At 46.3% G+C, this 26,999-nt stretch carries 31 protein-coding genes; 1 reads left to right on the top strand and 30 read right to left on the bottom strand.

Annotated features, from left to right (window positions below; translation table 11 throughout):
- Nucleotides 1–3: 3 nt before the first annotated feature.
- The 11 genes from aroB to mtrB all read right to left on the bottom strand — a co-directional run bounded on the left by aroB (nucleotide 4) and on the right by mtrB (nucleotide 9,267).
- Nucleotides 4–1,098, bottom strand: a complete 1,095-nt coding sequence (gene aroB / locus V6669_RS19075; protein ID WP_338587592.1) for a 3-dehydroquinate synthase — start codon at nucleotides 1,096–1,098, stop codon at nucleotides 4–6.
- A 1-nt stretch (nucleotide 1,099) separates the two neighbouring features.
- Nucleotides 1,100–2,269 (bottom strand): chorismate synthase, encoded by a 1,170-nt coding sequence (gene aroC, locus V6669_RS19080; protein WP_017687707.1) that lies wholly within the window; start codon nucleotides 2,267–2,269, stop codon nucleotides 1,100–1,102.
- Between the two features lie 178 nt (nucleotides 2,270–2,447).
- A complete protein-coding gene (locus V6669_RS19085; protein ID WP_047843560.1) occupies nucleotides 2,448–3,242 on the bottom strand; it encodes a protein-glutamate O-methyltransferase CheR in 795 nt (264 codons plus the stop codon).
- Between the two features lie 25 nt (nucleotides 3,243–3,267).
- On the bottom strand, nucleotides 3,268–3,711 hold the full coding sequence (gene ndk / locus V6669_RS19090) for a nucleoside-diphosphate kinase (protein WP_017687704.1): 444 nt from the start codon (nucleotides 3,709–3,711) through the stop codon (nucleotides 3,268–3,270).
- A 154-nt stretch (nucleotides 3,712–3,865) separates the two neighbouring features.
- Nucleotides 3,866–4,840 carry a polyprenyl synthetase family protein gene (locus V6669_RS19095; RefSeq protein ID WP_017687703.1) on the bottom strand — a complete coding sequence of 325 codons (975 nt, stop codon included), beginning with the start codon at nucleotides 4,838–4,840 and terminating at the stop codon, nucleotides 3,866–3,868.
- 343 nt (nucleotides 4,841–5,183) lie between these two features.
- The gene (locus V6669_RS19100) at nucleotides 5,184–5,804 is read right to left on the bottom strand and encodes a flavin prenyltransferase UbiX (RefSeq protein ID WP_338587594.1); all 621 of its coding nucleotides are present in this window, start codon (nucleotides 5,802–5,804) and stop codon (nucleotides 5,184–5,186) included.
- Nucleotides 5,805–6,671: a UbiA-like polyprenyltransferase gene (locus tag V6669_RS19105; protein WP_338587595.1), complete on the bottom strand. Its 867-nt coding sequence runs from the start codon at nucleotides 6,669–6,671 to the stop codon at nucleotides 5,805–5,807.
- Nucleotides 6,664–7,392 (bottom strand): demethylmenaquinone methyltransferase, encoded by a 729-nt coding sequence (locus tag V6669_RS19110; RefSeq protein ID WP_036607690.1) that lies wholly within the window; start codon nucleotides 7,390–7,392, stop codon nucleotides 6,664–6,666. Before V6669_RS19110 ends, V6669_RS19105 begins: the two co-directional genes overlap by 8 nt.
- A 15-nt stretch (nucleotides 7,393–7,407) precedes the next feature.
- Nucleotides 7,408–8,271: a heptaprenyl diphosphate synthase component 1 gene (locus tag V6669_RS19115; RefSeq protein ID WP_338587597.1), complete on the bottom strand. Its 864-nt coding sequence runs from the start codon at nucleotides 8,269–8,271 to the stop codon at nucleotides 7,408–7,410.
- Nucleotides 8,272–8,372: 101 nt separating this feature from the next.
- The gene (locus V6669_RS19120; RefSeq protein ID WP_074095645.1) at nucleotides 8,373–8,924 is read right to left on the bottom strand and encodes a hypothetical protein; all 552 of its coding nucleotides are present in this window, start codon (nucleotides 8,922–8,924) and stop codon (nucleotides 8,373–8,375) included.
- Nucleotides 8,925–9,045: 121 nt separating this feature from the next.
- Nucleotides 9,046–9,267 carry a trp RNA-binding attenuation protein MtrB gene (gene mtrB / locus V6669_RS19125; protein ID WP_017687697.1) on the bottom strand — a complete coding sequence of 74 codons (222 nt, stop codon included), beginning with the start codon at nucleotides 9,265–9,267 and terminating at the stop codon, nucleotides 9,046–9,048.
- Nucleotides 9,268–9,414: 147 nt separating this feature from the next.
- Here mtrB and V6669_RS19130 point away from each other — a divergent pair, with 147 nt between their 5' ends.
- Nucleotides 9,415–9,576: a hypothetical protein gene (locus V6669_RS19130; protein ID WP_338587599.1), complete on the top strand. Its 162-nt coding sequence runs from the start codon at nucleotides 9,415–9,417 to the stop codon at nucleotides 9,574–9,576.
- A 66-nt stretch (nucleotides 9,577–9,642) separates the two neighbouring features.
- Here V6669_RS19130 and V6669_RS19135 read toward each other — a convergent pair whose 3' ends face one another.
- The 19 genes from V6669_RS19135 to ypeB form a co-directional block, all read right to left on the bottom strand.
- Nucleotides 9,643–9,915: an HU family DNA-binding protein gene (locus V6669_RS19135; RefSeq protein ID WP_024630670.1), complete on the bottom strand. Its 273-nt coding sequence runs from the start codon at nucleotides 9,913–9,915 to the stop codon at nucleotides 9,643–9,645.
- 217 nt (nucleotides 9,916–10,132) lie between these two features.
- Nucleotides 10,133–11,119 carry an ABC transporter permease gene (locus V6669_RS19140; RefSeq protein ID WP_017687695.1) on the bottom strand — a complete coding sequence of 329 codons (987 nt, stop codon included), beginning with the start codon at nucleotides 11,117–11,119 and terminating at the stop codon, nucleotides 10,133–10,135.
- Nucleotides 11,116–12,633, bottom strand: a complete 1,518-nt coding sequence (locus tag V6669_RS19145) for a sugar ABC transporter ATP-binding protein (RefSeq protein ID WP_338587600.1) — start codon at nucleotides 12,631–12,633, stop codon at nucleotides 11,116–11,118. Before V6669_RS19145 ends, V6669_RS19140 begins: the two co-directional genes overlap by 4 nt.
- A 113-nt stretch (nucleotides 12,634–12,746) precedes the next feature.
- The gene (locus tag V6669_RS19150) at nucleotides 12,747–13,844 is read right to left on the bottom strand and encodes a sugar ABC transporter substrate-binding protein (protein ID WP_133385344.1); all 1,098 of its coding nucleotides are present in this window, start codon (nucleotides 13,842–13,844) and stop codon (nucleotides 12,747–12,749) included.
- A gap of 217 nt (nucleotides 13,845–14,061) precedes the next feature.
- The gene (gene spoIVA, locus V6669_RS19155) at nucleotides 14,062–15,540 is read right to left on the bottom strand and encodes a stage IV sporulation protein A (RefSeq protein ID WP_036607700.1); all 1,479 of its coding nucleotides are present in this window, start codon (nucleotides 15,538–15,540) and stop codon (nucleotides 14,062–14,064) included.
- Between the two features lie 455 nt (nucleotides 15,541–15,995).
- A complete protein-coding gene (locus V6669_RS19160; protein ID WP_338587604.1) occupies nucleotides 15,996–16,775 on the bottom strand; it encodes a hypothetical protein in 780 nt (259 codons plus the stop codon).
- A 46-nt stretch (nucleotides 16,776–16,821) separates the two neighbouring features.
- On the bottom strand, nucleotides 16,822–17,172 hold the full coding sequence (locus V6669_RS19165) for a 2Fe-2S iron-sulfur cluster-binding protein (RefSeq protein WP_091028919.1): 351 nt from the start codon (nucleotides 17,170–17,172) through the stop codon (nucleotides 16,822–16,824).
- 17 nt (nucleotides 17,173–17,189) lie between these two features.
- Entirely contained in the window at nucleotides 17,190–17,807 is a 618-nt protein-coding gene (locus V6669_RS19170; protein WP_338587605.1) for a hypothetical protein, read from the bottom strand.
- 83 nt (nucleotides 17,808–17,890) lie between these two features.
- Nucleotides 17,891–18,070 (bottom strand): DUF2768 family protein, encoded by a 180-nt coding sequence (locus V6669_RS19175; protein ID WP_017687688.1) that lies wholly within the window; start codon nucleotides 18,068–18,070, stop codon nucleotides 17,891–17,893.
- A 173-nt stretch (nucleotides 18,071–18,243) separates the two neighbouring features.
- Nucleotides 18,244–18,519: a stage VI sporulation protein F gene (locus V6669_RS19180; RefSeq protein ID WP_017687687.1), complete on the bottom strand. Its 276-nt coding sequence runs from the start codon at nucleotides 18,517–18,519 to the stop codon at nucleotides 18,244–18,246.
- Between the two features lie 103 nt (nucleotides 18,520–18,622).
- Nucleotides 18,623–19,663, bottom strand: a complete 1,041-nt coding sequence (locus V6669_RS19185; protein WP_338587607.1) for an NAD(P)H-dependent glycerol-3-phosphate dehydrogenase — start codon at nucleotides 19,661–19,663, stop codon at nucleotides 18,623–18,625.
- Nucleotides 19,656–20,279 carry a glycerol-3-phosphate 1-O-acyltransferase PlsY gene (plsY, locus tag V6669_RS19190; RefSeq protein ID WP_253501402.1) on the bottom strand — a complete coding sequence of 208 codons (624 nt, stop codon included), beginning with the start codon at nucleotides 20,277–20,279 and terminating at the stop codon, nucleotides 19,656–19,658. Before plsY ends, V6669_RS19185 begins: the two co-directional genes overlap by 8 nt.
- A gap of 11 nt (nucleotides 20,280–20,290) precedes the next feature.
- Nucleotides 20,291–21,613, bottom strand: coding sequence for a ribosome biogenesis GTPase Der (gene der / locus V6669_RS19195; protein ID WP_076209907.1), 1,323 nt, complete (start codon nucleotides 21,611–21,613; stop codon nucleotides 20,291–20,293).
- A gap of 185 nt (nucleotides 21,614–21,798) precedes the next feature.
- Entirely contained in the window at nucleotides 21,799–23,013 is a 1,215-nt protein-coding gene (gene rpsA, locus V6669_RS19200; RefSeq protein WP_062835205.1) for a 30S ribosomal protein S1, read from the bottom strand.
- Between the two features lie 142 nt (nucleotides 23,014–23,155).
- Nucleotides 23,156–23,743 carry a lysophospholipid acyltransferase family protein gene (locus V6669_RS19205; protein ID WP_091018056.1) on the bottom strand — a complete coding sequence of 196 codons (588 nt, stop codon included), beginning with the start codon at nucleotides 23,741–23,743 and terminating at the stop codon, nucleotides 23,156–23,158.
- Nucleotides 23,740–24,444 carry a (d)CMP kinase gene (gene cmk / locus V6669_RS19210; protein ID WP_315936052.1) on the bottom strand — a complete coding sequence of 235 codons (705 nt, stop codon included), beginning with the start codon at nucleotides 24,442–24,444 and terminating at the stop codon, nucleotides 23,740–23,742. The genes V6669_RS19205 and cmk overlap by 4 nt, the downstream gene beginning before the upstream one ends.
- 103 nt (nucleotides 24,445–24,547) lie before the next feature.
- On the bottom strand, nucleotides 24,548–24,772 hold the full coding sequence (locus V6669_RS19215) for a hypothetical protein (RefSeq protein ID WP_338587609.1): 225 nt from the start codon (nucleotides 24,770–24,772) through the stop codon (nucleotides 24,548–24,550).
- Between the two features lie 63 nt (nucleotides 24,773–24,835).
- Entirely contained in the window at nucleotides 24,836–25,489 is a 654-nt protein-coding gene (locus V6669_RS19220; protein WP_338587610.1) for a flagellar brake domain-containing protein, read from the bottom strand.
- 148 nt (nucleotides 25,490–25,637) lie between these two features.
- On the bottom strand, nucleotides 25,638–26,984 hold the full coding sequence (ypeB, locus tag V6669_RS19225) for a germination protein YpeB (RefSeq protein ID WP_338587611.1): 1,347 nt from the start codon (nucleotides 26,982–26,984) through the stop codon (nucleotides 25,638–25,640).
- Nucleotides 26,985–26,999 lie beyond the last annotated feature (15 nt).

Here is a 26,999-nt window from a genome sequence, read left to right on the forward strand (position 1 = left end):
CTGTTATTCTCCCTTCCTGAGCATTTCAATGACGTCCCGAACTGCCGACACCGGTACGTCCTTCACAATTCTTGCAGCCCCAATCCGATCAGGAATGATGAACACCATATGACCTTCACGGAACTTTTTGTCATGCATCATCGCTTCCATTAATGCATCCGTGTCCAGATGAGCAGGCATCGTTGTTGGAAGGCGAAGCGAACGCAGCATGCGGACCGTATCTTCATAGAGCCCTGCTGGCGCACCGAGCTTCTCACCCAGCAATGCTGAACCAGCCATACCGATGGAAATCGCTTCTCCGTGCAGGAATTCTCCGTAACCGGCAATCGCTTCAATGGCATGACCAATCGTATGTCCCAGGTTCAACAACGCACGTTCTCCATTTTCACGTTCGTCTCTGGATACAATCTCTGCCTTAATGCCACATCCACGCTCCAAGCCGTATCCAAGTGCTTCCGGATTAAGCGCAAGCAGTTCTTCCGCATGTTCCTCACACCAATGTGCAAAAGCCTCATCACGGATCAGCCCGTGCTTCAGCATCTCTGACAACCCTGCCGATACATCTCGTGGTGGCAAGGATTGAAGTGTGTCCACATCATAGAGCACTAGCTCGGGCTGGTGGAATGCACCGATCATATTTTTGGCCAGCGGATGATTGACAGCTACCTTACCGCCTACACTGCTGTCATGCGCCAAAATTGTTGTAGGCACTTGAACAAACTTCACTCCACGCATATATGTAGCGGCAACAAAGCCAGCCAGATCACCTACGACACCACCACCCAGGGCCAGAATCGCAGAACTCCGATCCAGTTTGCCTTCGATCGCAACGGTCATCATATCCTGGTACACCGAAAGGGATTTCGATGTTTCACCAGAGGGCACAACCGCCGATACGACTGTATAACCAGCCGTACGCAGCGCTTGCTCCAAACCTGACAAGTATTTGGGAGCCACATTTTCATCTGTAATGATGAGTAACGGACTTTTTTTGGTTAAGCCATATTGCTCAAAATATTGAGGGGCTTGTGCCAATAGGCCGCTACCAATCAGAATCGGATATGAGCGTTCCTCCAACTGTACCGTCAGCTGACGCATATTAGTAATTCTCCAGTTGAGCGTTATAGCTAGCAACATTGGCACGGATCTCTTCCATGGAATCCCCACCGAATTTCTCCAGGAATGCTTTGGCAATTTCCCACGCTACAACATGCTCCATAACGACACTCGCTGCTGGTACAGCACAAGCGTCCGAGCGCTCAACCTGAGCCGTAAATGCTTCTTTTGTATCAATATCGACACTTTGCAGTGGCTTATACAACGTTGGGATCGGCTTCATTACACCACGTACAACGACTGGCATGCCGTTCGTCATACCACCTTCGAATCCACCCAGACGGTTGGTTGCCCGGTGGTAGCCGCGCTCATCCGTATGCATGATTTCATCATGCACCTGTGATCCCCGAATGACTCCGGCTTCGAATCCGATACCAATCTCTACACCTTTGAATGCATTAATGGACATTACGCCTTGAGCGATTCGTGCATCCAGCTTGCGATCGTATTGAACATAACTACCAAGACCAATAGGTACACCTTCAACGATACATTCCACGATTCCTCCGATGGAATCGCCTTCTTGTTTAATCTGGTCGATGTAGGCTTCCATCTTCTTCTCTGTCTCAGCATCCGTAACACGTACAGAGGAAGCTTCTGTCACTGCGATCAATTCATCAATTGGAAGATCCTGATACGGAGCTTCGATCTCTCCAATACGAAGTACACGTCCAGCTACCTTGATTCCGAATTCAGCCAGGAATTGACGTGCAATGGCGCCACATGCCACACGTACCGTTGTCTCACGCGCACTGGAGCGCTCCAGTACGTTACGCAAGTCTTTGAGATTATACTTGAGTCCACCGTTCAAGTCAGCGTGTCCAGGACGAGGACGATGAACGCGACGTTTCTCTTCGTCACTGCCTTCAATCGGCTCAATATTCATAATATTCTGCCAATGTTTCCAGTCATTATTTTGAACAACCAGCGCTACCGGAGCACCTGTTGTATATCCGTGACGGATACCACCAACGAAATTCGCCTGATCTTTCTCGATCTGCATCCGGCGTCCACGGCCATATCCCTTTTGACGGCGGTGAAGCTGGAAATTCAGTTCTTCAAAATCAATCGTCAAATTACTTGGCAATCCTTCAATAATAGCGGTCAATTGGGGTCCGTGCGTCTCCCCTGCGGTTAAATAGCGTAAACTCATAATACGTTCCCCCTTTAAACTGTTAAACTTCACATTGCTAAAATCCCATAATTTCTTTGCTTATTATAGTATAGCTGACCGGCTTTGACAAGAAAGTCGGCTCTTTCTTGTACTTGGTATACAAATAACCGCCTGAACACATGTACATGTGCTTCAGACGGCTCAACAACCATTATCATTATTTTTTCCGATAGAAGAATGTCTCTGCTGTCTCCAGACCATATTGTCCCGGGGAGAAGATCTGCTCCGTACTGCCCACAAACAAAATACCGCCTGGACGCAAACTTGCTGCAAATTTGTGATACAACAGGTTTTTGGCTTCCTCGGTAAAATAGATCATGACATTCCGGCACACAATCAGATCGTACCCATCGTCAAAACGGTCTACGAGCAAATTTTGTTTCATGAACTTGATTGAATTTTTGAGTTGCTCATCAATACGGTATACCAAGCCATCCTGCTTGAAGTAACGGTTTGCCGTTTCCTTTGGCACATCCTTAAGCGAGCGTTCCATATAACGCCCTTCCTTGGCTTTGGCCAATGCACCTTCATCCAGATCACTTGCCGTAATAGAGCTGTCCTTCAAAATGCCCATCGTATCCAGAATCATGGCGAGTGTATAAGGTTCTTCACCTGTCGAACAGGCTGCACTCCAAACTTTAGCACGACGCTTGGACCCCAGCAGTTCAGGCAGAATCTCGTCTCGCAGCACTTCCCAACGATTGGGATTACGCCAGAATTCCGACACGTTAATCGTCATACGATCAAGGAACTCGTAAAACAATGATTTATCTTTCTGCATTGCTTCAAAAAAGTTAGAAAATGTATGAAACCCGTTTTTGTTGCGAAGTGTGGTCAGCCTTCTTTTCATCTGGCCTTCCTTGTATTGAGCAAGATCAATGCCTGTGCTCTCTTTGATTTTACGAATGAATCCGGTGTAATCCGGGTCTAGTAGTTGTTCTTGCTCCAGCATCGTGTATCACCCTTTTGGCTAATAATTACAACCAGGCTGCGATGCTCTTGTCGTATACCACCAGTTCATCTGAAGCAAAGAAATTTGCTGCTTCACGGGAAGCACTTTCCGGTGAATCTGCCCCATGAATCAGATTATGTGGTGTGTGGCTGGCGAAGTCTCCGCGAATGGTACCCGGAGCTGCTTCCTTCACATTGGTTTTTCCGATGACGATGCGCGCAAGCGCCACAATATCGTCCCCTTCCCACACCATGGCAAATACAGGCCCAGATGTGATAAAACGAACCAGATCATCGAAAAAAGGTTTGCCCTCATGTTCAGCATAATGGCGTTTTGCCTGATCCTCAGACATCTGCACCAATTTGCCTGCCACCAACTTAAATCCTTTGTCTTCCAGACGGCTAATAATTCGACCGATCAATCCACGTTGCACACCATCCGGCTTCACCATCAAAAATGTACGATCCATCAGCTCACTCCTCACTCACGGTTCAAAGTTAATCACTATGTAAACGCAATCCCTCTGATTGTAACATACATGTCCAAATCCTCCCAATGAGGAATCTCACAGTTCTGTTCATCTTTGGGTATGAGCAATCCGAGAGGCGAAGGTCATACAAAGTTTAATGCGTACGTTTTACCACAAAATGAGCGATATCACGCAGGTTTTTGGTCGTCTTGATGTTAGGTAGCTGATCGAGAGCATCGAGCGCTTTCTTCATATATCGGTCAGCAAGGGCTTCTGCTTTAGCAATTCCTTGACTTTGGCGAATCATTCCAATTGCATCCGATGCACTTGCCCGTCCTTCTTCATGCTGGACACGGGAAATTTCCTTAAGCAAAGGTTCCCGCAGATCGGATTCTTCCAGAGCATAAAGTACAGGAAGAGTGATATTCCCTTGCTTCATGTCACTGCCAGGTGGCTTGCCAAGTTGTTTCTCGGTACCTACCAGATCAAGTACATCATCTTGAATCTGGAAAGCCATCCCCACATTGTATCCGTACGTATACAGCAGGGAAGATACATGCTCAGGCGCACGTGTGGCCAATGCCCCTAACTGACAGCTAACCGCAATCAGAAGTGCTGTTTTACGGCGAATCCGCAGCAGATAGTTACGAACACTTTGCCCCGTATTGAAAAAGTCGCGAATTTGCTCCATCTCACCAATGGACATCTGTACCATGGCTTTGGCAAGGATACGATGAATAGCTGGATCGGATAATCCGGCAGTCATCTCAAGTGCCTTACCGTAGATATAGTCTCCAGTGTACATGGCAATCCGATTATCCCATTTTGACTTCACCGTGGGTTTGCCTCGGCGTGTCTCCGCATTATCAATAACATCATCGTGAACGAGGGATGCTGAATGAATGAGTTCCAGCGGAACCGCAACCAGCTTCAGACGTTCAATGTCGTATGTACCAAATTTCCCACCAAGTAACACAAAAACGGGCCGCAACCGTTTTCCTCCTGCTTTGAGCAAATGAAGTGACGTTTCACTCAGCAGCTTCTGTTCTCCTCGAACACTGCGATACAACTCTTTCTCAATGTAATCCATGTCCTTTTTTAACAACCCGAAAATATCCAATAGTTTCATTCGTTCACCCGTATCAGCGTATTGTCAGTCCATAAATTCATGCTTACCTTCCCCTCCAGCAAGTCGGGCCTGCAGGCATTACGAAAAACCCGGCTTACCGTTCTTGCTTGTGTTTTTCTATAAGGTAATCTAACGTATTTTTCTTCTCCGAATGTCATAGCCGACACCCGAAAATTAAACTCTGCGACTTGTTCTGAAACAATATACAGAAGTTGCCGGAGCATGGGTCAAGACTGTGGTTCATGAAGACTCACCATCAGTACTCACCAATACCCCGGGATTCGGGGGACAAATAAACCGAGCAACACTTTGGCAAAAAACAGCCTTGTATCGAACTCAGTCGTTATCCCCGTTCATCCGGTTCTCCCCATCTTGTAAACAGTTGATGTGGGATGCGCAAGCTATCCAGCACTTTCCCCACCAAAAACAGAATCAACTCATCCATCGTCTGAGGTTTGTAATAAAAAGCAGGCATAGCCGGTATCATTCGTACACCAAGACGAGAAAGCTTCAGCATGTTCTCCAGATGGATTGCATGAAGAGGCGTCTCACGTGGTACGAGGATCAATGTTCTTCCCTCTTTCATCATAACATCAGCTGCGCGAGACATCAGATTATCCGACGATCCCTGCGCGATGGAGGAAAGAGTTCCCATCGAACATGGCATGATAATCATGCCGTCGGCCAGATAAGAACCACTGGCAATGGAGGCCCCTATATCACTCACAGGATGATAGATCAGAGAACCGGCACGGTTGCCGAATTTTTCTTCCAGCACCGCGTCCCGATTCGTCACATCCCAGTCCAATTCTTCTTTCAGTACACGCCACCCTGCATTGGATATGACCAGATGAACGTTATATTCCAAATCAAGCAGCGTTTCAATTAATCGAACGCCATATATGCTGCCACTCGCTCCGGTAATTCCGACAACCAGTCGTTTATTGTCCGACTGCTGCACCATTTATTTCACCGCCAGATCAATCAGAGTGAACGTAAATACGATTATACTAAGCAAACTGTTCATGGTAAAAAACGCCGTTTGAACACGGCTCATATCATTAGGCGATACGATATAGTGTTGGTAGAACAGAATTCCATACGTCACCAACATACCTGCGCCATACCACCAGCTCAGATCTGTCATCAACAATAACGCAAGAAAACCGATTGCAGTAATCACATGGAAGAACTTAGCGATCTGCAAGGATTTGACCAGGCCAAAACGGGAAGGTATGGAGTGAAGACCCTCTCCCTGATCGAATTCCAGATCCTGACATGCATAGATAATATCAAAGCCCGCTGTCCAGAACACAATCGTAACGTACAGCACAATCGCTGTCCAATCCATCGTTCCTGTTACAGCTACCCAGCCACCAAGTGGTGCCAAACCAATCGTCATTCCAAGAACGACGTGGCATAACCATGTGAATCGTTTGGTGTACGAATACAGTACCAACATAAACACAGCAATAGGCAAAAGCTGCATAGATAATACATTAAGATTGGATGAGGCCCAGAATAACAATATAAATGAGATAATGACAGATATAACAACTTCCCCGTTTTTCAACAGTCCTGCCGGGATGGCTCTCATCGCGGTACGCGGGTTTTTGCCATCAATCGCTTGGTCAATAATTCGGTTCAAACCAAAAGCCGCACTACGTGCGCCGACCATCGCAAGCAATACCCACATGATCTGCATCCAGCTTGGGAAGGTATCATTCACTACCATGGAGCCCAGGATAGCCCCCATAAATGCAAAAGGTAAAGCAAAAAGCGTGTGTTCAATCTTGATCATTTCTAAAAAGATGCGAATTTTCCTAAACATGCTGATTCTCCTTGGTTCCAATATGCAGTGCCGCTATACCTCCGGTCAGAGGGTAGGCCTGCACTTGTTGTAATCCAGTTTCTGCAAAAATGTCTGCCAGTTCCTGCCTTCCCGGAAAAATGGCCAGTGAGTCCGGTAGCCATTTGTACTGCTCGAAACTTTTAGCAAACACTTTGGCAAGATTCGGTAAAACCTTCTCAAAATAAAAATAATAAATGCCTTTGAACGGCTGCCATGTTGGCTTGGACAATTCCAGGCACACCACCATACCGCCAGGTTTGACCACACGTTTCATTTCAGACAGCACTTGTCTGAGATCAGGTACATTACGCAGCCCGAACCCGATCGTCACATAATCAAATGAATTGTCTTCAAAAGGAAGTGACATGGCATTTCCCTGTGTCAGGGTAATCTGCTTTTGACGTTGCACCGCATTGATCTTTGTCTGACCGACTTCCAGCATGTTGCTGCTGAAATCAAGTCCGTGCATGTGCCCCGTTTCACTTGCCTCTGCCATAGCAAGCGTCCAGTCACATGTGCCGCAGCACAAATCAAGACCGGTATCGCCTTTGGACATATTCATCTTTTTCATGGTGAATTTACGCCAAGCCTTATGCCTGCGGAAACTTAGAATATCATTCATGACATCATATTTTCCGGCTATACTCTGAAAAACCGAATGGACATATTCTTCTTTCGGTTTGGTCTCTCCGCTCCCCATTCGTCTGTCTCCCCCTCAATCTTCCCTTACTGCCGCATGTGAAGGCTGCAAATATGCCAAGTAAGGCTCTAGAATTGCATGTATCTCATGCAAGCCCATCCGCCCTTCCTCGTCTTGCAACAACAGTTGAATGCGGTGTGTACACTCGCGAAGCTTGTCCAGCAAAACCTCGCCAACCCTATGCCTCAGCACCATAGCGTTCCATGCACGTGCATCCGGTTCAGACTGACGTAGCACACTGCGCTCATCGTCATTACCATGCTCGTATATGTGCCAGTATGCATAGCTGTGAAGATATTGTTTTGCGTCATTCATCCGCTTCAGTTCTTCCACGATCGTTTCGCAGGAGCTGAATTCGGTCAACAGGCTGTTCCATAATGTCTCTTCGTTATGTTGAATCATGCCTGTAAATGAAAGAAACAGCTGCATCCTCAGCTGTACCGTTTCACGCAAGTATTCGTCAGCCGAAACGAGAAGCTTCTTCATCCGTTCATACAGCGTCATCTTGCGTGCGTTCACTCCGGATACAGCACCACTGAGTTTGCCAATCATTTCAATTCTGCCCGCTTGGGCAAGCAATTGATAAAAACGGCTACTTAAATAATCCCCGGCGAGTACATTCAACTGGCGTGAACGCATCTCCTGCTCTCTCCGCTCACCGGAAATGGTATCGATTCGATCATGCGTATCCATGGCCAACTGAACGAGCGAAGTTGCAAGAGCATATAACTCTTGATGCACCTTTTCGTCTGTGCGGCCCACAAATACCTGCAACAGACGTGCCCGGCTATCCGGAAATGATGGGATTTCCGTATGTTGTCGAATCATGTCGTAATCCGTATATTTCTTTGCTAGTTGGGGTACGCGATATGAATTCATTCTCAGCCTCCGAGCCTTAACATTGTTAAACCATTTCTGCACTACAATCTTATATATTATAGCATATGTTGAACGGGCACGCACTGAATCCTGCTATTCTATTACCCCTGACTTGTCATTTCGAATTGCTTCTTCCAGAGTTCGGTCTCCATCAAATGAAACCAGTCCTTCAATTCATCTGAAAAGGCCGCACTTTTCCAGTTCCGTAATGTTTCAATCGCATACAGAGGCCACTCTCCACGCCGAATATCAGCAGCAAGTAACAGATGTCGTTTATGCATCCATTCATCTTCTGCCATCACACGTAGCAGCACCTGATCCACGTTATCCAGACTCCGAAAGCCCAGATCCGCCACAGCTGCCATGTTCTCATAGATTTCAGTGTAACTTGTACCCGTTCCTTTAACTTTGAGGTCCAGTGTCAAAATGGACTGTTTCCATTCCACTCTTGCAATGGGGGTAGATAGTTGCATGGAGCTTAGAACATCAACCAGATTATCATTCGTTAGCTGACCTGGATGATGTGATGCAGAGACAGGTTGTACGTTTTCCCCGCCCAATGTACGCATATGTAAGGTTTGTATCGCAACAAGCAGAAAGACCGCCGCAACCGTTGCCAGGATTGAAGCAGTAACAATCATCCGCGGTTTCATATACGCCTCCCTGCCTTTACCTGTTAGTGTAGTCTGTCCGGTAAAGGCTCATACCTCATTGTACAATGAAAAAAAGCAGGCTATGCCTGCAATCTTCATTTGATTGTATTCAATCTGTCCATTACTCCGATTCAATCTGTCCATGCTTGGTAATCAGCGTGGCTTTGCCCCGGATTTTAATAGCTGAAGTATGGGTAGTAAATTGGGCAAACATTACTTCACCTTTGTCCAATTTCTCGGTGTGGTGAAAACGTGTATCCTGACCTCGGGTTAATCCGATCACCTGGACACCATTTTCCTCTGCCTTAATTACAATATAATCATTGCCGGTTGGATGATCCATCACGCATGTCCCCTTCTTTAGTTCGATAGCGTTAATGATGATTAAGATTGATTCATTTGTCAACCTGCACCTTATACGAATGAACCGCAAGAATCGGCTACCCTCGGGTCATACTAAAGTTGTACAGCCACAGAAAGGAGAATCTGCATGAAGTACACCCCTGCCGCACTTACAGACGAGCATATTCATCAGTTAAAAGAAATCGAACAGCATCTGTCTGCAGCTGCTGGCGAAGAACTGATTCTGGTTGCTTATACCGGGCAACCGGATGATCCTGAGCACCCGCATAACCGCAAGAATCATCGTTAAAGGGCAAAAGAAAAGGCCGTGAACAAGTCACGGTCTTTTTGTCGACATATGGAATATGTAGAAATCTTATTTAATTCCGTCTTTGAGCGCTTTACCTGGTTTGAATGCAGGAATTTTGCTCGCAGGAATTTCGATTTCTTCACCTGTTTGCGGGTTGCGTCCTTTACGTGCAGAGCGCTCGCGAACTTCGAAGTTCCCAAAACCAACCAATTGTACTTTATCTCCGCTTTGAAGAGCCTCAGAGATTGCTTCGAATACGGCATCAACCGCTTTCGTTACATCTTTCTTGGACAATTCAGTCGCTTCGGATACGTGTGTAATCAAGTCTGATTTGTTCATTTGTTTTTCACCTCCTGTATCAATGTCCTGAATGTTATACTGTGTTTCCGTTTTATAGCGAAATATACGTTCATACGCAAAAAATCTACGTACATCTTGAGCGCTGAACACAAATCTCCGCCTGCGGTCAACAGTCATTTTCGGCAGAATGTCGTCTGAAACCACGGGCATTTCAGACGCCGAACAAATTTCATACTAATACAGACAGCCCACAATTTCAAGTCCGGTTGCGGTTTAAGACGTAAAATGTAACCGCCAGGGCAAGCACCAGAACCCCACCTTTTACAATATCATGTGTGAAATACTGTACGTTCATCATCGTTAAACCGTTCACAAGTACACCAATCAGAACCGAACCAATGAAGGTTCCGATGACATTGGGTTTACCCGCACCAAACACAGAGAAGCCAACAAACACTGCAGCTACGGATTCCATTAACAACGGCGATCCCGCATCAATTTGACCAGATCCTACTTTGGAAGCATAGATGATACCCCCGATTGCTGCAAACACTCCAGCGGCTACATAGGCGAGTGTACGCACCTTTTTCACCTTGATTCCGGACAAACGTGCAGCTTCCTCATTACCGCCTGTAATATACATCTGGCGACCATATTTCGTATACGTCAAAAAGATATGCACACCTATTACGGCAATAAGTAGCATGATAACCGATATAGGCATACCAAGCCATTTTCCCTGCCCTATAAGCAGGAATGTCGGGTCCATCTCTCCCGCAGCTTTGCTCCCATCAGGGAACTGCATGTGATTGTAAATGGTATATCCCTGTGCATACGTTTTGTGAATACCTCCGATGATGTACATCGTGGCAAGGGTTGCGAGCAAATCCGGAATACGCAATTTTACAATGAGCAACGCGTTCAGTAAACCAATAACAGCGCCAATGATTAGTGGCACAATAATGACAATTGCCAGTGGTTGTTGATACCAGATCATTAACGAAGCAGTAACGACGGTGGTCAATGAGACAGTCGCCCCTACCGAGAGATCAAATCCATCAACAATGAGAGATAACGTAACACCGATCGCTACAAACGTAACGATAGAGATCGAGCCCAAAATATCGGTTAAGTTACTGTACGTAAAGAAATAAGGCAATTTAATGCCAAAAAATGCGATAACACCTATGATGACTATAATCGCCCCGTAACGGAACGCAAAATCCAGTGATTTATCCTTCATGATTGCACCTCTTGTCCACCGCTTGCATAGTATAGCAGCTGTTCTTGGTTAGTCTCGCCTCGTTTGAACTCTTTTACAATAACACCCTCGCACATGACAGCGATTCGGTCACCAATTCCCATGCCTTCATCCAGTTCACAGGTGAAATAGATTACACCCTTGCCCGCCAAAGCCAGTTCATTGATGATGCGGAAAATGTCACTTTTCGCCCCAATATCTACGCCTTTGGTTGGTTCATCAAATATAAATACATCTGCATCCGCATTAAGCCATTTACCTATGGCTACCTTCTGCTGGTTACCACCGCTTAAATATTTTACTTCCTGCTTCACGGACGAAGTCTTGATTCCGAGCTGTTTCACCAATGACTCCGCATTCTGACGCTCCCGCTTGCGGCTTACGAAACCTAATGTACTGAGACGGCTTAGCAAAGGCAGGCTTAAATTTCGTTCCACGTTCTCCTGGATCAGGATTCCTTGTTTACGTCGCTCCTCCGGTACAGAAACAATCCCCAGCGCCGCCGCATCCGCAGGCTGAGACAGACGGAGATTACGGTTGTTAAGCCGGATCTCGCCTCCCTCCAGCCGATCTGCACCAATCAGCAAACGAGAGCTTTCCGTTTTACCCGCGCCTACCAGACCCACCACAGCGAGGACTTCACCTCGGCGTACAGAGAGGTTAACACCTTTGACCTTCACTCCACGACGAAGCCCACGTGCCTCCAACAGCAGTTCCCCCACGGGTGCTTCCGTCTTTGGAAATTCTTCTTCGAATGGTTTACCTAACATCTGTGTAACCAAATCGTTGATCGTAAGTCCCTTTGCTTCACCAGTAAATACGTGTTGCCCATCTCTCATAACCGTAACGCGATCACAGTGACCCGTCACTTCAGCAAGACGATGGGTAATGAAAATACAGGCTACGCCCCGATCCTTCAGGAGATGAACAATCCTGAAAAATGCATCCGTTTCTTCCTGACTCAGCGGTGCAGTCGGTTCATCAAAAATGATGACTTTGGCATCCTGAATCAAAATCCGTGCCAGCAGTATCATCTGTTTTTCTGCAAGTGTCAGATCGGCCACTTTTTGGTGAACGGATATGTCCGCCCCTAATTGCTTCAACGCTTCAATCGAGTGCTGTTGCAGTTTTCGTGGACTCTTCCACCAACCTCCAGCAGATGAAGCCAACTGATCCAACATAATGTTCTCCGCAGCCGTCAGCTGTGGCACCAGTGCAGCATCCACTTCCTGATAGACACAGTGAATCCCACTTGCCTTCGCGTCTCCCGGAGAACTTAAGTGAAGCGCTTGTCCACTCAACTGAATCGTACCCTGATCCAATGGATAGGCACCGGACAGAATTTTCATTAACGTGCTTTTACCGGCACCATTGGCACCCAGCAGCGCGTGAATTTCCCCGCCTTTTACAGAGAAATCCACATCCTTCAGTGCAGGAATACCTGAAAACTGCTTGTGGATATGTTCCATTTGAAGCAGAATCGGTGCAGTGCTCATGATGTTAACCTCCAATCGTTCCCTTCCGGGAGCATCCCTTTATTCATCCAGACCACACATATCTTCATTATGGTTGAAAAAGCGCGCCTTGCGGCGCGCTTCCCATACGCTGCTTATTTAGCAGTAATTCCGTATTCGCTCATCCAGTCCTTGATTCCTTGTGTGCTGCCACCCCAGCCTTCAACGAACTCTGACAGCTCTGAAGTGGAGATTTGTTTATCTGGCAGAGCTTCACGTTGAACATAGACCGGGTTAAGAACAACTGCATCTTCTGTCTCGTCCCCGTTCAGTTTCTGATAAGCATAACGTACTTGGACGCGACCAATATCCGTTGGATCAACAGCCGCGGAAGCAACCCAAGGATTTTTCGGGTCCTGAATCATTTGCAGATCCTCGTCACTCATATCAATACCATACACTTTGATCTCATCACGACCAGCTTGTTGAATCGCACGCGCTGCACCTTTGGCGAACTCATCCCATGCAGTCCATACAGCTGTAATCTCACCTTTTGGATATTGCTTGAGAATAGCTTCCATTTTGGCTTGAGTATCCAGCGCCGGGTTCTGTGCAGAACCGAATGTAGCTATTTCCTTGATGTCCGGATTTGCTTTCATGAATTCACCGTATGCAATCTGACGGCGTTCCATCGGTGCAAAACCAGCTACCCATACTTTTACAATATTACCTTGTCCATTGATATCTTTTTTCATTTGCTCCAGCGTCAGTTCAGCCATCTTCTGGTCATCCTGCGACAGGACTGTGGCTCCTGGAACACTGATAGCTGCGTCAAACACGACCACTGGAATATTCAGTTCTACTGCCTTCTTCACACCTGGCTCTAATAGGGAATCACCGTGATCCGTGAGAATGGCATCAAATTTCTGGTTAATAGCGCTATCAAGCAAGGATACCATCTTTGCTTTGTCATTATCGGCAACAAACGTTGTCAGTTCTCCACCGAATTTTTCGATTTCTTCTTTTACACCCTGTACATATTGCTGCGAGAAAGTACCTGTATTAAACTCCATAATAAGTGCAATCCGCTTGCCGCTTAGAGGGCCTGTAACTGCTTCCGTTTTTGGTGTATCATCTGATGCACCCGAAGCCGGAGTTGCTGCCGGTTCTTTTTTAATTCCGCAAGCGGACAGCGCCAATGTAAATACTAATAACACACTCAACCATACCCATTTTGTCTCTTTTCTTTTCATCTCTGTCTCCCCCTGTCCACTCTCTGTGATCTCGATCACAATAGTTGAATATTAATATAACGGCTAATCCCTAGTATGTAAATGGGTTTTAGCAATTTAAAGCTAAAACTCGCTAAGTTTTTTCGAAAGTACTATTCTTCCTATCCATTTCATCCAAAATAAAGAAATCATATAAAAAAGACCGCGAGGGGATGCCCCCTTACGGTCTTTTGATGTCTTACAGAATGATGGCGATCAAGCCACCTGAACCTTCGTTAATGATTCTTCCCAGCGTTTCTTGCAATTTGTATCTTGCATTATCCGGCATCATGGCAATCTTGCCCTGAATACCTTCCCGCACAATGGAGTGCAGCGAACGACCAAACATGTCTGAATCCCATACCTTGATTGGATCGTTCTCGAAGTCCTGCATCAGGTATCTCACAAGTTCCTCACTTTGTTTCTCCGTACCGATGATTGGAGCGAACTCCGATTCCACATCAACCCGGATCATATGAATGGACGGTGCCGTTGCTTTTAGGCGTACGCCAAATTTGGTGCCCTGACGAATGAGCTCAGGTTCATCCAGAGCCATCTCGGCGAGAGATGGCGCAGCAATGCCGTATCCGGTCGTTTTGACCATCTCCAGCGCTTCTGCGAAGCGGTCGTATTCTCTCTTCGCATGCGAGAATTCCTGCATCAACTGCAGCAGATGATCCTTACCGCGAATCTCGATGCCAACCACTTCCACGAGAATCTGATCATACAGTTCATCCGGCGCGTACAGGTCAATTTCGGCTACACCCTGCCCCATATTCATGCCACTCAGGCCTGCGCGATCAATGAATTCATATTCCATGAACTGAGCGACAACCCGATCCACGTCGCGAAGTCTGCGAATATCCTTGACGGTATCCCGTACGGAATTTTCGTAGTTGCTACGCAGCCAGTGAGTCTCGTTGAGCACCATAACCCAACTCGGCAAGTTTACATTCACTTCATGCACAGGGAACTCATAGAGCACTTCACGAAGTACACCCGTCACATCATCTTCCGTCATCGTGGCTGCACTGAGTGTCATCACCGGAATGTCGTATTTGGCAGCAAGCTCACTACGCAATTGCAGGGCTTCTTCACTGCGAGGACGAGTGGAGTTGATGACCAGGACAAACGGTTTACCCACTTCTTTTAATTCCGCAATGACCCGTTCTTCGGATTCCACATAGGAGCTGCGGGCAATTTCGGCGATTGTGCCGTCTGTTGTTACCACAACACCCAGTGTAGAATGCTCCTGAATGACTTTGCGAGTACCAATCTCGGCGGCTTCCTGGAATGGAATAGGCTCCTCGAACCAAGGCGTGGAGATCATGCGTGGACCATTCTCATCCTCGTATCCCTTGGCTCCTTCCACCGCGTAACCTACACAATCCACAAGGCGCACATTGACATCGAGCCCTTCTGCCACCTTGATCTGGACTGCGTTATTAGGTACGAATTTCGGTTCGGTAGTCATGATGGTTTTACCCGCTGCGCTCTGTGGAAGTTCATCCACCGCTCGACCACGATCTGCCTCGTTTGTGATGTTTGGCAATACAATGGTTTCCATGAATCGTTTGATAAATGTTGATTTTCCCGTCCGGACTGCGCCGACAACCCCGAGATAAATATCCCCTCCGGTCCGCTCAGCTATGTCCTTAAAAATGTCCACTTTCTCCAATGAAATCCCCTCCCTAAATTACTCCGAAGGAAAAATGCTAAAGAGCATCCGCTTCGTTTTTTCAATCAGAAGACTGAAATCCCTGCAACGGTAGAGCCGCCTTTGTGAGTGCCCGGAAGTCGTCCGCCGCCGAACGTTGCATTCTGATGAAACCGGCGAGAGCGGCGTTAACTCGTACATGCAATTGGACTAGTATCATCTTATGTATCCGTATGCGGCAATATGACGCGTATTTTTGTTTTTTTTATCTTATGGTGATGACATTAGGAAAATCCCCCGATCTCGGACTGCGCGTCTTTATTTCAATCTACTTTATGTGATCCGTGAAGCTTTTATGACGGTTATTGCTGATACTAACAAAAGAAAAAAGAGATATCCCTTATTTGGAATATCTCTTTTTGAACCATTAGAGCCATGGTAGTCATACAGCTAGATCAGTTGAATTGCAACCATGCTTATTTTATTGGCTGTGCAACCGGTGCATTGTTCTGCCAAGCGTAGGAAACAGATTTTACAGGTACGAAGTAGGAGTGTTCCACCAGAAAATCCCGGACATCTTCAGTCTCTGCTGGAGACACGTCAGACTTTTCCACTGCCTGCATGATGTCAAAAGCATAATCTACATAGACTTTGCCTTCGTCATCCATCATAAAAGGTAACGCCTGACCTGAATATACACTATTCAGCGTAATGGAAGGTGTGCCCGCCTGTGCAGCCTGCTCCATATCCACAGCATATAACCCCGGATACAGTTCTTCCCCGCTTGGCAGCTTATTGTTATGTACGGACTTATATTGATTAACCATTCGTTGCACCTCGTTTACTTTCTGTACAGTCAGAAGATCCATAACTTTAACGGTCGGATTCACTTCTTCGTCCTGAATAAGGAAGTAAGCGCTCCCACCACTTTCAAAAGCGGTTCCTGGTATTTCATCCAGATACCCCAGTTGTTTCAACTTGGGCAGATCCACTCTGAACTTTTCATATTTGGGCGTTTCCATATCTGCATTGATGATTGGCAAAATCCCCTCATCTTGCTGGAATGCCTCGACCGCACTCTGGATACGGCTCACGCTTTCCCGATAGGCTATCTTAGGGTCCGAATTGCTCTGGGATGGATACATACAACCACTTGCTGTAAAAGCAAACAACAGGAATAACAGCAGACCACCCGTCTGATGTTTCAGACGCTGCCGTCCGCTTCTTTCCACACATTTTGGCTTGTTCCTAATCATTCGTGTCCTCCTTGAATAACTCATTAGAGAATCAATGTTATAACGCTCAGAACCAGTCGTCTTCCTGTTGTTGACGTTCCAGTTGTTTCCGAATAGCTGCCTTCAGCGGGTCCTCTGGAACATGAACCGATAGAGATCCACACACCTTGGCCTGACAGGACAGTCGTGTACCTGCTTCCAACAGTGAACCCAGCTTGCGCTTTTCTGCATCTGTTGGTGGATACAGTTCCGCCCGATGTTCTTCATCCACGTTGACTTTGCACATCAGGCAAGCCGCTTTACCATCACATCGGGTCGTAATCTTGACTCCAGCACGTCGTGCTGCATGCAGAAGTGTTGCCCCTGGTTTGAGCGCTATCGATTTGTTCATAGGTAAAAAAGTTATCTTATAATCCATCATTTTCCTCCCTCAACCTACTGGGGCCATGCAAAGCCAACAAGCTCTTCCACTTCGGCTCTGAAGCGGGCTGTCCATACATTCTGTTGACTTAACAGCATCATTATAGGTTGATGTGCATGTGGTTGCTGACGTATCTGTGTCGCAATGGGTACATAACGATCTTCACGACCTCGCAGCAGATTAAACAACAGCTCATGCGCAAGCGGCATCAGTCGCAGGGTGTATGAACCTACTTGTGCTACTGGTGCATGTGGAGCAAGTACATGTTCAATCTCGATACGGTACCAACTTTTGCGAGCCCATATTTCGAAACCACCAACCAATTCCAGCGCACATTCACCCACTTGATAGTGGCTCAGCAGAGAAGCATACGGTCCTGTCTTGTCCACTGTAGGCTCGTCAAGCATTTCCCCCGGAGCGCTACGGTGAAGTTCTTTAGCAGCAGCAACATCCGCATAGATATCAATATCTCTTGGAGCTTGTTGCAACTCCACCCCTTGAAGCAGCAACCCACAACTTCCTCCAAGTAACCATGTCTGTGGCTGTGTGTTCCAGGCTTTGGCCGTTTCCAGCAAAGCCGCGTGTAATTCCGGATAACGCTCTGTCCGACCCTCCGTATCATGCGGCCCCATAGGCTCACACTCCCCTCATCCGTGTTCATTGTGTCAGTTCTTATGATGTGCTTATGCGGATGTTATCTTTCAGGCATGGGAAATCAGGTCAGAGAAGCGATTCCACCGAAAAAGCCAATCAGCATAATCAAAAATGCAATCAAAGAAAGAATCCCCCGTACAATCCCTTTTGTTTTGGCACGAGCAAACGTAATCAGGAATACAGATAGTCCCATAATGAGGATGGCCACCAATGACAGCCACATCTTGTCCATTGCGCTCATAATCCAGCAGTCTCCCCTTCAGTCCGATATTCATCACTGACACTGTGACAATTGCAACCATTATAACACGAAATTCAGCTCAACTTTCCAAAAAAAAGACAAAAAAGCAAGCCGGCAGAAGCCGACTCGTCTTTTTGTCTTACTGGATCACCTGCGCATGCAGGTGTGATCTATTATTTTTTCATCATCATTTTCATTAACGATTCCATACTGCTCGGATTCAATCCGCTTTTCTTGACCGCACTCACAATATCCTTAACCGTATCCTCAGATACCGGAACTTTCGCCATGGCGGATACTTGTTTGATCAATTGGCGCAACTGAGCTTCATTCTGAATCGTCGTTGGTTTCACCGTGCTTGCCAATTTCTTAACGGCACCTTCCGTTATCGTTTTACCCGTTTTCTTGTTGATTGCATTCAGTGCATCTTTGGAAATGTTGTTACCCATTCGTCTCCCCTCCTCCGGCAATACTCATGTGTATAGTATGAGTCTGCTACAGAAAAGGTGAATAAGCTTCTTATTTCACAAGGTACGTTTAGGCTGATTACAATCAGGAATGCCATTGCTCCCAGGTTTCAAGTTTCATGACTTCCATTTCAGTCTTCGGGTCACGTCCCATCAAGGCTTCAACCGCATCACGCGGCTGTCTCTCTTGGAATAAAACGTGATACAACTGATCCGCAATCGGCATTTGCACACCGTATTTTTGCGAGATGAAATAGGCAGCTTGCGTAGTTCGAATGCCTTCTACCACCATGCCCATGGACTTCAGAACATCATCCAGCTTCTGTCCCTGGCCCAACATGGAACCTGCTCTCCAGTTTCGACTGTGCTGACTTGTAGCCGTTACAACCAGATCCCCGATTCCAGCAAGTCCCGAAAACGTTAGCGGATTCGCTCCCATCTCAACACCAATACGTGTGATCTCTGCCAAACCGCGTGTTAACAACGCGGCTTTGGCATTATCACCAAATTGAAGACCATCCGACATACCTGCACCAAGAGCAATGATATTTTTGAATGCACCCGCCAGCTCAACACCGATCATATCCCGATTCGTGTAAACCCGGAAATAAGCATTCATAAACAAAGCTTGGGCAGACTCGGCAGATGCCTTATCCAGTGAAGCTACAACCACTGTCGTTGGACAACGTTTTACCACTTCTTCCGCATGGCTTGGGCCAGAAAGAACAACCACACGTCCTTCTTCACATTCAAGCTCTTCTGAAATGACTGCGGACATCCGTTTCAGGCTTTCTGTCTCGAAACCTTTGGTTGCATGAATGACTAACATCTCAGGCTTGTAATAAGCCTTAAGCTGGTTCGTAACTGCACGCATGGCTGATGAAGGCGCAACAATTAACACAGCTATAGCGCCTTCCACCGCAGCTTTCATATCAGTTGTTGCTTGAATCCGTGTTGAAAGCTCCGCATCCGGAAGATAGCGAGTATTGGTGTGCTTGTTATTAATTTCGTTAGCTTGGTCTTCACCACGTGTCCACATCATCACATTCAACTGATTGGCGGCGAGTACACTGGCCAGAGCTGTTCCCCAGCTCCCAGCGACCAGAACAGCAACTTTTTTAGACAACTCGTTTACCCCCTCCAGGGTTTTTCGATCCCAATTTATTTTCCTGTCCTTTGGCGAGCTTCGCAATATTGGTACGATGTCTCCAGAACGCAAACAGACAAATAATCAGACTCCCCCAGAAGATATTCATTGAATATCCGGGTAATACCATGATAAAGATGGGTGTAAATGCTACAAAAATCAGAGACCCCAATGAAACATAGCGTGTCAATACAATAGACAGAATGGCGATCACCCCAGCACATAACGCAGGTAGGAAAGCAAGACTCACCAGAACACCAATGGCTGTCGCAATGCCTTTTCCTCCACGAAAATGGAAGTAAAGCGGCCAGTTATGTCCTGCAATGGCTGCTATACCACTGAGTGCAGGAATCCAGGCAGAACCGTCACTCAGCCAGATTCCAATCCATACAGCTGCAACACCCTTAAGTACATCAAGTAACAGAACAGCAATTGCCGGTCCTTTACCCAAAATACGCAATGTATTGGTAGCTCCCGCGTTTCCGCTTCCGTGCTGACGAATATCGATCCCCCGTATCGCTTTGGCAAGGAGGACACTAAAGCTGATCGAACCGAGCAGATAACTCAGTACAATCGCTGCGATTTGTAAAATCACACACTTCTCCCCTAACTTTCGTCGGACTTCTTCCGAGTAAATATGCGAATTGGTGTTCCTTCGAAATCAAACGCCGCACGGATTTTATTCTCCAGATAGCGCTCGTAAGAGAAGTGCATCAACTCAGGGTCGTTCACAAAAATAACCATGGTCGGCGGTTTAACTGCAACCTGAGTCACATAGTTAATTCTCATTCTCCGACCTTTATCCGTTGGCGGAGGATTAATCGCAACCGCATCAGATACCACATCGTTAAGCAGATGTGTCTGCACACGTAACGAGTGTTGCTCTGCTACACGTTGCACAACCGGCAACAGTTTTTGTAAGCGTTGTTTTGTGAGGGCTGACAAGAATACAACCGGAGCATAAGTCATAAACAGGAAGTGATCCCGAATTTTTCTCTCAAACTCTTTCATCGTTTTGTCATGCTTCTCTACCACGTCCCATTTGTTCACAACAAACAATGACGCTTTACCAGCTTCAAATGCATATCCTGCAATATGCTTGTCCTGTTCAATAATGCCTTCTTCACCATTAATGACAATCAGAACAACATCTGCACGCTCAATCGCACGCATGGCACGCATTACACTGTATTTCTCAGTTGTTTCATATACTTTACCACGCTTACGCATACCTGCTGTATCAATCAGCACGTAACGTTGGCCGTCTTTTTCAAAAGGTGTATCAATTGCATCCCGAGTCGTTCCAGCCACATCACTTACAATGACACGCTCTTCTCCCAGAATAGCGTTCACCAGTGAAGATTTACCCACATTAGGACGTCCGATCAGAGCTACACGAATAACATCTTCATCGTAAGTCTCTTCCTCAAGTTCTGGCAACTTCTCCACAATTGCATCAAGCAAATCACCTACACCTGTACCGTGACTTCCGGATACGCCGATGGGATCACCGAAACCAAATCCATAAAACTCATAAATGAGCTCACTTCGTCCGATATTATCCACTTTGTTAACGGCTACAACAATAGGCTTGCCTGAGCGGTAGAGCATCTCTGCTACCTCTTCATCCGATTGTGTAATACCTGCTTTTGCATCACACATGAATACAATAACATCCGCTTCTTCAATAGCGAGCTCTGCTTGCATCCGAATCGATTTTAAAATTACATCTTCACCATCAATTTCGATACCACCTGTATCAATAATACTAAATGGTTTACCGTTCCATTCACCGATTCCATATATGCGGTCACGGGTAATGCCCGGCTTGTCTTCCACAATGGCCAGTCTGTCGCCGATGATCCGATTGAAAATGGTGGATTTACCCACGTTCGGTCGTCCGACAATTGCCACAACGGGTCTTGCCATACATTCCACTCCTCCTGTCCATACTTACGATACTCATCATAGCAAAAAAGATATGTCTTGGCTAACGTTTCATGCCAAATTAATCGCAATAAAAACAATCGGCGAACCCGCCTGGGGCTCGCCGATCTTGCTTTTGTTATTCAGCAAAATATGCAGTATATAACTTAGAACCATGCATTGTTAACTTATTTGAATTTGCTGAGTTTGTCACCAAACAGTTCGCCGAGCGTAGTGCTCATACCTTGATTGTTCAAGGAAACGTTTGGATTGTTGATTTCTTCACGCGGAGCGTTGTTTCTTGCAGGTCTTTCTGATTTTTGTGGTTGAGCTGGAGCTTCTTCTGTTTCTTTGATGCTCAAGCTTACACGTTGCTCAGAAGGGTTCATGTCCAAGATTTTAACTTGAACTTCCTGTCCTTCTTTCAGCACTTCATGAGGAGTGCCGATGTGTTTGTGGGAGATTTGCGAAATATGCACAAGTCCCTCAACACCAGGAGCGATTTCAACAAATGCACCGAAGTCAACCAGACGTTTTACAACACCTGTTACGATATCGCTGGAATTGAACTTTTCGCTTGCTGTTTCCCAAGGACCTGGTTGAACAGCTTTCATGCTCAGGCTGATTTTGCCTTTTTCAGGGTCAACTTTCAGCACTTTCACACTAACTTTGTCACCTTCAGACAGAACGTCGGATGGTTTTTCAACGTGTGTCCAAGCCAGCTCGGATACGTGAACCAAACCGTCAACTCCGCCCACATCAACGAATGCACCGAATTGAGTCAAACGTTGTACTGTACCTTCGATCACTTGACCTTCTTGCAAACCAGCCATTACTGTAGCTTTGTTTGCTTCGAATTCTTGCTCCAGTACGTCTTTTTGGGAAAGGATCACTTTGTTGTTCTCACGGTCGATCTCTTTCACTTTAACACGCAGTGTGCGTCCTTTGTAGTCGCTGAAGTCTTCAACGAAATGGCGTTCAACCATGGAAGCCGGGATAAATCCACGTACGCCCACGTCTGCTACCAGACCGCCTTTAACAACATCACCTACAACAACTTCGAATACGTCTTGGTCTTCAAAATGCTTTTGCAATTGATCCCATGCGTTTTCGCTGTCGATTGCACGTTTGGACAGAACGAGTTTTTCTTTCTCGTCGTCGATGCTAAGAACTTTAGCTTCAACTTCTTGTCCAACTTCTACTGCGTCAGACGCGCTGTCAACATGTAATGAAGACAGTTCACGAATTGGAATGACACCGTCATATTTATATCCAATGCTCACATAGGCTTGGTTATCTTCCAATTTGACGATGGTTCCTTTTACGGTATCTCCTTTTTTCAAGGAAACGAATTGATCCAACTCATCTTGGGTTGCTTCTTGATTTTTCATTTCTTCCGACATGTCAAATACCCTCCTCAATTCAAAAACCCCATTATATTCAAACCTGCCTGTAGCAGAGTTCAAAACACTTTCATCACTGAGTGCTCAAGCTTTAGTCTCCCTCAAAAATATGGAAACATGCACTCAGCTACCGACGAAGCCACTACTTGCTTGGCACGCCCGTTTGCACCATTTCGTTAATCTTGGACATAATCTTTTCAGTCGCCTTCTCCAGAGCTTCTCCAGATGGGTCTTCCTTGAACTCGTCCAAACTTACTGGTGCTCCATATACAACTTTCATCTTACGAAAAACTTTGTAGTTACCGATAATAGCAGTAGGAATAACTGTAGCGCCACTGCGGAGAGCAAAACTCGCTGCCCCTTTTTTGCCGATACCTCCATCATTGTGACGGCTTCCCGAGGGGAAGATTCCAAGCACTTGACCATCACGCAAAATATTGAGTGAGGTTTTGATGGATTCCTTGCTGACACCTCCACGTTTAACGGGGAAAGCGCCCACGGCTTTAATAATTCGGCCGAGTACCGGAATTTCAAACAATTCGCTTTTGGCCATGAAACGCACCTGACGGCGAATTTTGATACCAACGGTTGGAGGATCGAAGTTACTAATATGATTGGAACATAAAAGTACGCCGCCTTCTTTCGGAATATTCTCCCGTCCAACGGCCTCCAAGCGGAAAAGAATGGTATAAATGATCCGCAGTAATGTGCTGCAAAATGTGTAAATCATAGACCGATCTCTCCTCTGACCATTGTGCAATAAGATACGATTTTGTCAACCACTTCATGGATGTTCATCTCCGTTGTATCAAGGACGATAGCATCCTCAGCACAACGCAATGGGGAAATTTCCCGATTCTCATCCAATCTGTCACGGGTGGCAATGTCTCGCTCCAGCTGTTGCAACGTCAGTCCTTCAGAGGGGTCCAGTTCTTTGAAGCGGCGAAGTGCACGCTCTTCGACACTGGCAGTCATGAAGATTTTCACTTCCGCATCGGGCAATACTGTCGTTCCGATATCGCGTCCATCCATGACGACGCCCTTGCGCAAAGCCATTTGCCGCTGAGTATCCACTAATTGCGTACGCAGCCCCTCGATTTGCGCATATCGGGACACGATTCCCGTCACTTCACGGGAGCGGATTTCCGAGGTTACTTCTTCCCCATTACAGAACACTTTCTGTCCGTCGGGATCCGGTTGTAAATCAATGACCAGCTTTTGGGCTTCCTGAAGTACCTGTGTCACTTCTTCCGGCGCAATATCATTCCGAAGCATGTGCAAGGTTACCGCACGGTACATTGCGCCTGTGTCGACGTATACATACGCGAGCGCCTCTGCAACCAATCGGGCCACCGTGCTTTTCCCGGCACCGGCAGGTCCGTCAATTGCAACGTTCATTTTCCCGTTCTCTGATGTGTTCTGGCTTGCCAACGGGGCATTCCTCCTCAAACGATAAACCTCAATAAAAAAACAGGCATTGCCTGCATCGTGAAAATTATACCACACTCTACACTTGGATGCAAAAACAGACAAATCAACGACGTTTGTAATCATTCATCGTTTGCACTTCAATTGGAGTTCCTTCCAAGCGGCCAATGGTGGTCAAATTCTTTTTGAAGTCGGGCACCAACAGCAGCAATTGATATACCACAAGCAGGATTAGAAGGGCTGTAATCAGAATCGTAACCTTTCGTTCCATTCGCCTGGAGAAAACATAATAAAGTCGTTCATATCTGCGGGTTGCATGACGATGATTCAAGGCAATACCTCCGTTTTTTTCATTACGGTACCCGCAGTTCCCTCTCTTTATGCCACAACATTCCTATTTCGTGCGATAGTCAAGTTGCCGTTCGAAACAAAACTTGATAATTTTTTGGCGCTCCGAATCTGAAATCTGCACAAATTTCAGCATGCACAGCTGTCTGCCGGTTTCCAGGGTTTTGATCCGCACAACTTCAGCTTCAAAATTCACATGTTCAATGGTTGAATTCCGGTAGGGAACCAGCAACCAGCATTTCAGTTTTTGACCTTCAGCTATTGAAAAACCTGTTTCGCCGTAGATGGACAATCCACCGCCACCAATATCTTCAGTCAATCCGACGGCACGGGTCAGATCTTCACTCTGGATGGCCAATTCGAGGTTTGCATGAACACGAAGAAAGCTGCGCCGTTGTATTTTGGATATATCGCTAGGTAGCGGTTTGCGGATACGGACAAGACGGACCACATCTTCCTCAAATCCCGTGACATAGGTATTAAAATAATGCCGGACCCCATCCTCCGTAATATATGAAATGGACAATTCCTCTCCGAAAAAGAGCCTTTTCAGACGGCTGGTTCCTTGTTGCATCGGGACCTCAATCAGAAAACCGCTGTCATCCATATCTGCAATGCGTGATTTGTACTCTTTGTGTTCCTCTTTTTCATCTGCAGAAGCAATCTGGATGTATAAAATTTCATTTATTTTAGGAAACAAGCTGTTCACCGCCACTTTATGTATTTATCTTCGTATGTACAAGGACTATTATACCATGACCTTTCTCACATTGAACAAGAAAAAAACAGACCACATTGTGGTCTGCCGCAGTTAATCGCTCAACTTCAAACTGAGATTATCCATCTTTTTATGAGGTTGCATTGACCGGTTTGATCTCTTCAACCGCTTCTTCTAATCCTGTATTCGCATTAATGTATATCCGGTAACGGGAACCGTTAATTTTCCCTCCGAATTCATAACACAATACTTCTTTGCTGTAATCATTCTCAATCAGGGATCTGCGAACATAATTTTCTTCGAACTCCGAATTAAGCTTTTTCCGCGCCTGTTGCTCTGTAAGAGTTGCTTTCGGAATTTTGCGCTTGTCATTATGTTCGTAGACAAAGTCACTCGCCTGGAAGCCGGTAACTTCGCCTGTATCCAAACCTACACGAACTGACATTTTCTCGGGATAGATCAACGTGTCCCCTTGCTTACGCACATAAGTAAGGTTACCCAGGTTACCATATTCATCGTAGTTTACAGCCTTCATATCCTTATAACCTTTGTTCATTAGAAATTGATCTGCTTTAGCCATGGCATTCTGACGAGATACTTTTTTGGTTCCGATTGGACGCGTATCACTGTAAGAGATCAGCATTCCGCCATTACGCGTGAAATCCATCATCAGTTTGCCATTCTTGGCATGATCAATCGTGGCAGTATACGACTCCCAGTCTGTCCCTTTACCGTTCTCCTGCACTTGGATTTTGCTACTATCCGCATCAGAGAATTTTGCAGCCTTGCTCTGAATCTGTTCTTTGGTCACCGGCAAGCCGTCCAGTTTCTTGACTGATCGTTTGGCATAGATATTGGATACGGAAGGACCCCAATCAAGCTCCGGGTATTCCTGTACCTTTTTGTTCACCGTACGAAATCCATCAACGATCGTATTGTCCATGGTTTGCTCTTGCGTTGCCATGGCAGTCTCCGCATCCATCCAGCGCAATCGGTCCGTCAGGACTTTCTGCTGCACATCCTGCAGATTCTTGGTAATCTCGGATGAATTCTGATACAGCTTTTTCAGGTTGCCCATTTCCTTCTCACTTAGCGGTTCGTTCGTCAAGTCACGCATCGACGCCCGGTAGGCAAAGTTGGAAATACGTGAGAGAAACTCCTCTGTCTCGTTAAATGGCAGCATCGTGAGTGGCAGTTGGTTAATCTCATTCTGCGCTTCACTGGTGAGTCGCCATACATTCATCAAACCTTTGCGATGCATCCCCTGTGAAGTAGAGTGAACCGCCAAGGTGTTACCAATCTCCGAATGCAATTTGTCCATATGAAAAGATAAATCGTGAAAGGCACGCTGATATTGGTTCTCTGCCTTGATCAGAATTGCATTCTTCTCCTGATTCTCCTGATAGCCCCACACGAGCGCACCGACCAGCAGAACCGCAAATATCGGAAACATAACTGAGCTTAAACGTTTATACATCGGTAGAGTCTCCTT

The organism is Paenibacillus sp. Y5S-9 (assembly GCF_036894235.1).
GTDB lineage: Bacteria > Bacillota > Bacilli > Paenibacillales > Paenibacillaceae > Paenibacillus.

What these genes read in the sequence shown, in the direction of transcription:
- V6669_RS19110 (WP_036607690.1), bottom strand. Translation starts at nt 7,392, where the DNA reads ATGGGGAGCGGAGAGACCAAACCGAAAGAAGAATATGTCCATTCGGTT.
- der (WP_076209907.1), bottom strand. Translation starts at nt 21,613, where the DNA reads ATGGCAAGACCCGTTGTGGCAATTGTCGGACGACCGAACGTGGGTAAA.
- V6669_RS19165 (WP_091028919.1), bottom strand. Translation starts at nt 17,172, where the DNA reads ATGGATTATAAGATAACTTTTTTACCTATGAACAAATCGATAGCGCTC.
- V6669_RS19160 (WP_338587604.1), bottom strand. Translation starts at nt 16,775, where the DNA reads ATGATTAGGAACAAGCCAAAATGTGTGGAAAGAAGCGGACGGCAGCGT.
- V6669_RS19170 (WP_338587605.1), bottom strand. Translation starts at nt 17,807, where the DNA reads ATGGGGCCGCATGATACGGAGGGTCGGACAGAGCGTTATCCGGAATTA.
- V6669_RS19140 (WP_017687695.1), bottom strand. Translation starts at nt 11,119, where the DNA reads ATGAAGGATAAATCACTGGATTTTGCGTTCCGTTACGGGGCGATTATA.
- aroB (WP_338587592.1), bottom strand. Translation starts at nt 1,098, where the DNA reads ATGCGTCAGCTGACGGTACAGTTGGAGGAACGCTCATATCCGATTCTG.
- V6669_RS19100 (WP_338587594.1), bottom strand. Translation starts at nt 5,804, where the DNA reads ATGGTGCAGCAGTCGGACAATAAACGACTGGTTGTCGGAATTACCGGA.
- V6669_RS19115 (WP_338587597.1), bottom strand. Translation starts at nt 8,271, where the DNA reads ATGAATTCATATCGCGTACCCCAACTAGCAAAGAAATATACGGATTAC.
- ypeB (WP_338587611.1), bottom strand. Translation starts at nt 26,984, where the DNA reads ATGTATAAACGTTTAAGCTCAGTTATGTTTCCGATATTTGCGGTTCTG.
- rpsA (WP_062835205.1), bottom strand. Translation starts at nt 23,013, where the DNA reads ATGTCGGAAGAAATGAAAAATCAAGAAGCAACCCAAGATGAGTTGGAT.
- V6669_RS19105 (WP_338587595.1), bottom strand. Translation starts at nt 6,671, where the DNA reads ATGTTTAGGAAAATTCGCATCTTTTTAGAAATGATCAAGATTGAACAC.
- aroC (WP_017687707.1), bottom strand. Translation starts at nt 2,269, where the DNA reads ATGAGTTTACGCTATTTAACCGCAGGGGAGACGCACGGACCCCAATTG.
- V6669_RS19085 (WP_047843560.1), bottom strand. Translation starts at nt 3,242, where the DNA reads ATGCTGGAGCAAGAACAACTACTAGACCCGGATTACACCGGATTCATT.
- mtrB (WP_017687697.1), bottom strand. Translation starts at nt 9,267, where the DNA reads ATGGATCATCCAACCGGCAATGATTATATTGTAATTAAGGCAGAGGAA.
- V6669_RS19145 (WP_338587600.1), bottom strand. Translation starts at nt 12,633, where the DNA reads ATGAGCACTGCACCGATTCTGCTTCAAATGGAACATATCCACAAGCAG.
- V6669_RS19150 (WP_133385344.1), bottom strand. Translation starts at nt 13,844, where the DNA reads ATGAAAAGAAAAGAGACAAAATGGGTATGGTTGAGTGTGTTATTAGTA.
- V6669_RS19180 (WP_017687687.1), bottom strand. Translation starts at nt 18,519, where the DNA reads ATGGGTAACAACATTTCCAAAGATGCACTGAATGCAATCAACAAGAAA.
- V6669_RS19130 (WP_338587599.1), top strand. Translation starts at nt 9,415, where the DNA reads ATGAAGTACACCCCTGCCGCACTTACAGACGAGCATATTCATCAGTTA.
- V6669_RS19205 (WP_091018056.1), bottom strand. Translation starts at nt 23,743, where the DNA reads ATGATTTACACATTTTGCAGCACATTACTGCGGATCATTTATACCATT.
- ndk (WP_017687704.1), bottom strand. Translation starts at nt 3,711, where the DNA reads ATGGATCGTACATTTTTGATGGTGAAGCCGGATGGTGTGCAACGTGGA.
- V6669_RS19135 (WP_024630670.1), bottom strand. Translation starts at nt 9,915, where the DNA reads ATGAACAAATCAGACTTGATTACACACGTATCCGAAGCGACTGAATTG.
- V6669_RS19175 (WP_017687688.1), bottom strand. Translation starts at nt 18,070, where the DNA reads ATGAGCGCAATGGACAAGATGTGGCTGTCATTGGTGGCCATCCTCATT.
- V6669_RS19120 (WP_074095645.1), bottom strand. Translation starts at nt 8,924, where the DNA reads ATGAAACCGCGGATGATTGTTACTGCTTCAATCCTGGCAACGGTTGCG.
- V6669_RS19095 (WP_017687703.1), bottom strand. Translation starts at nt 4,840, where the DNA reads ATGAAACTATTGGATATTTTCGGGTTGTTAAAAAAGGACATGGATTAC.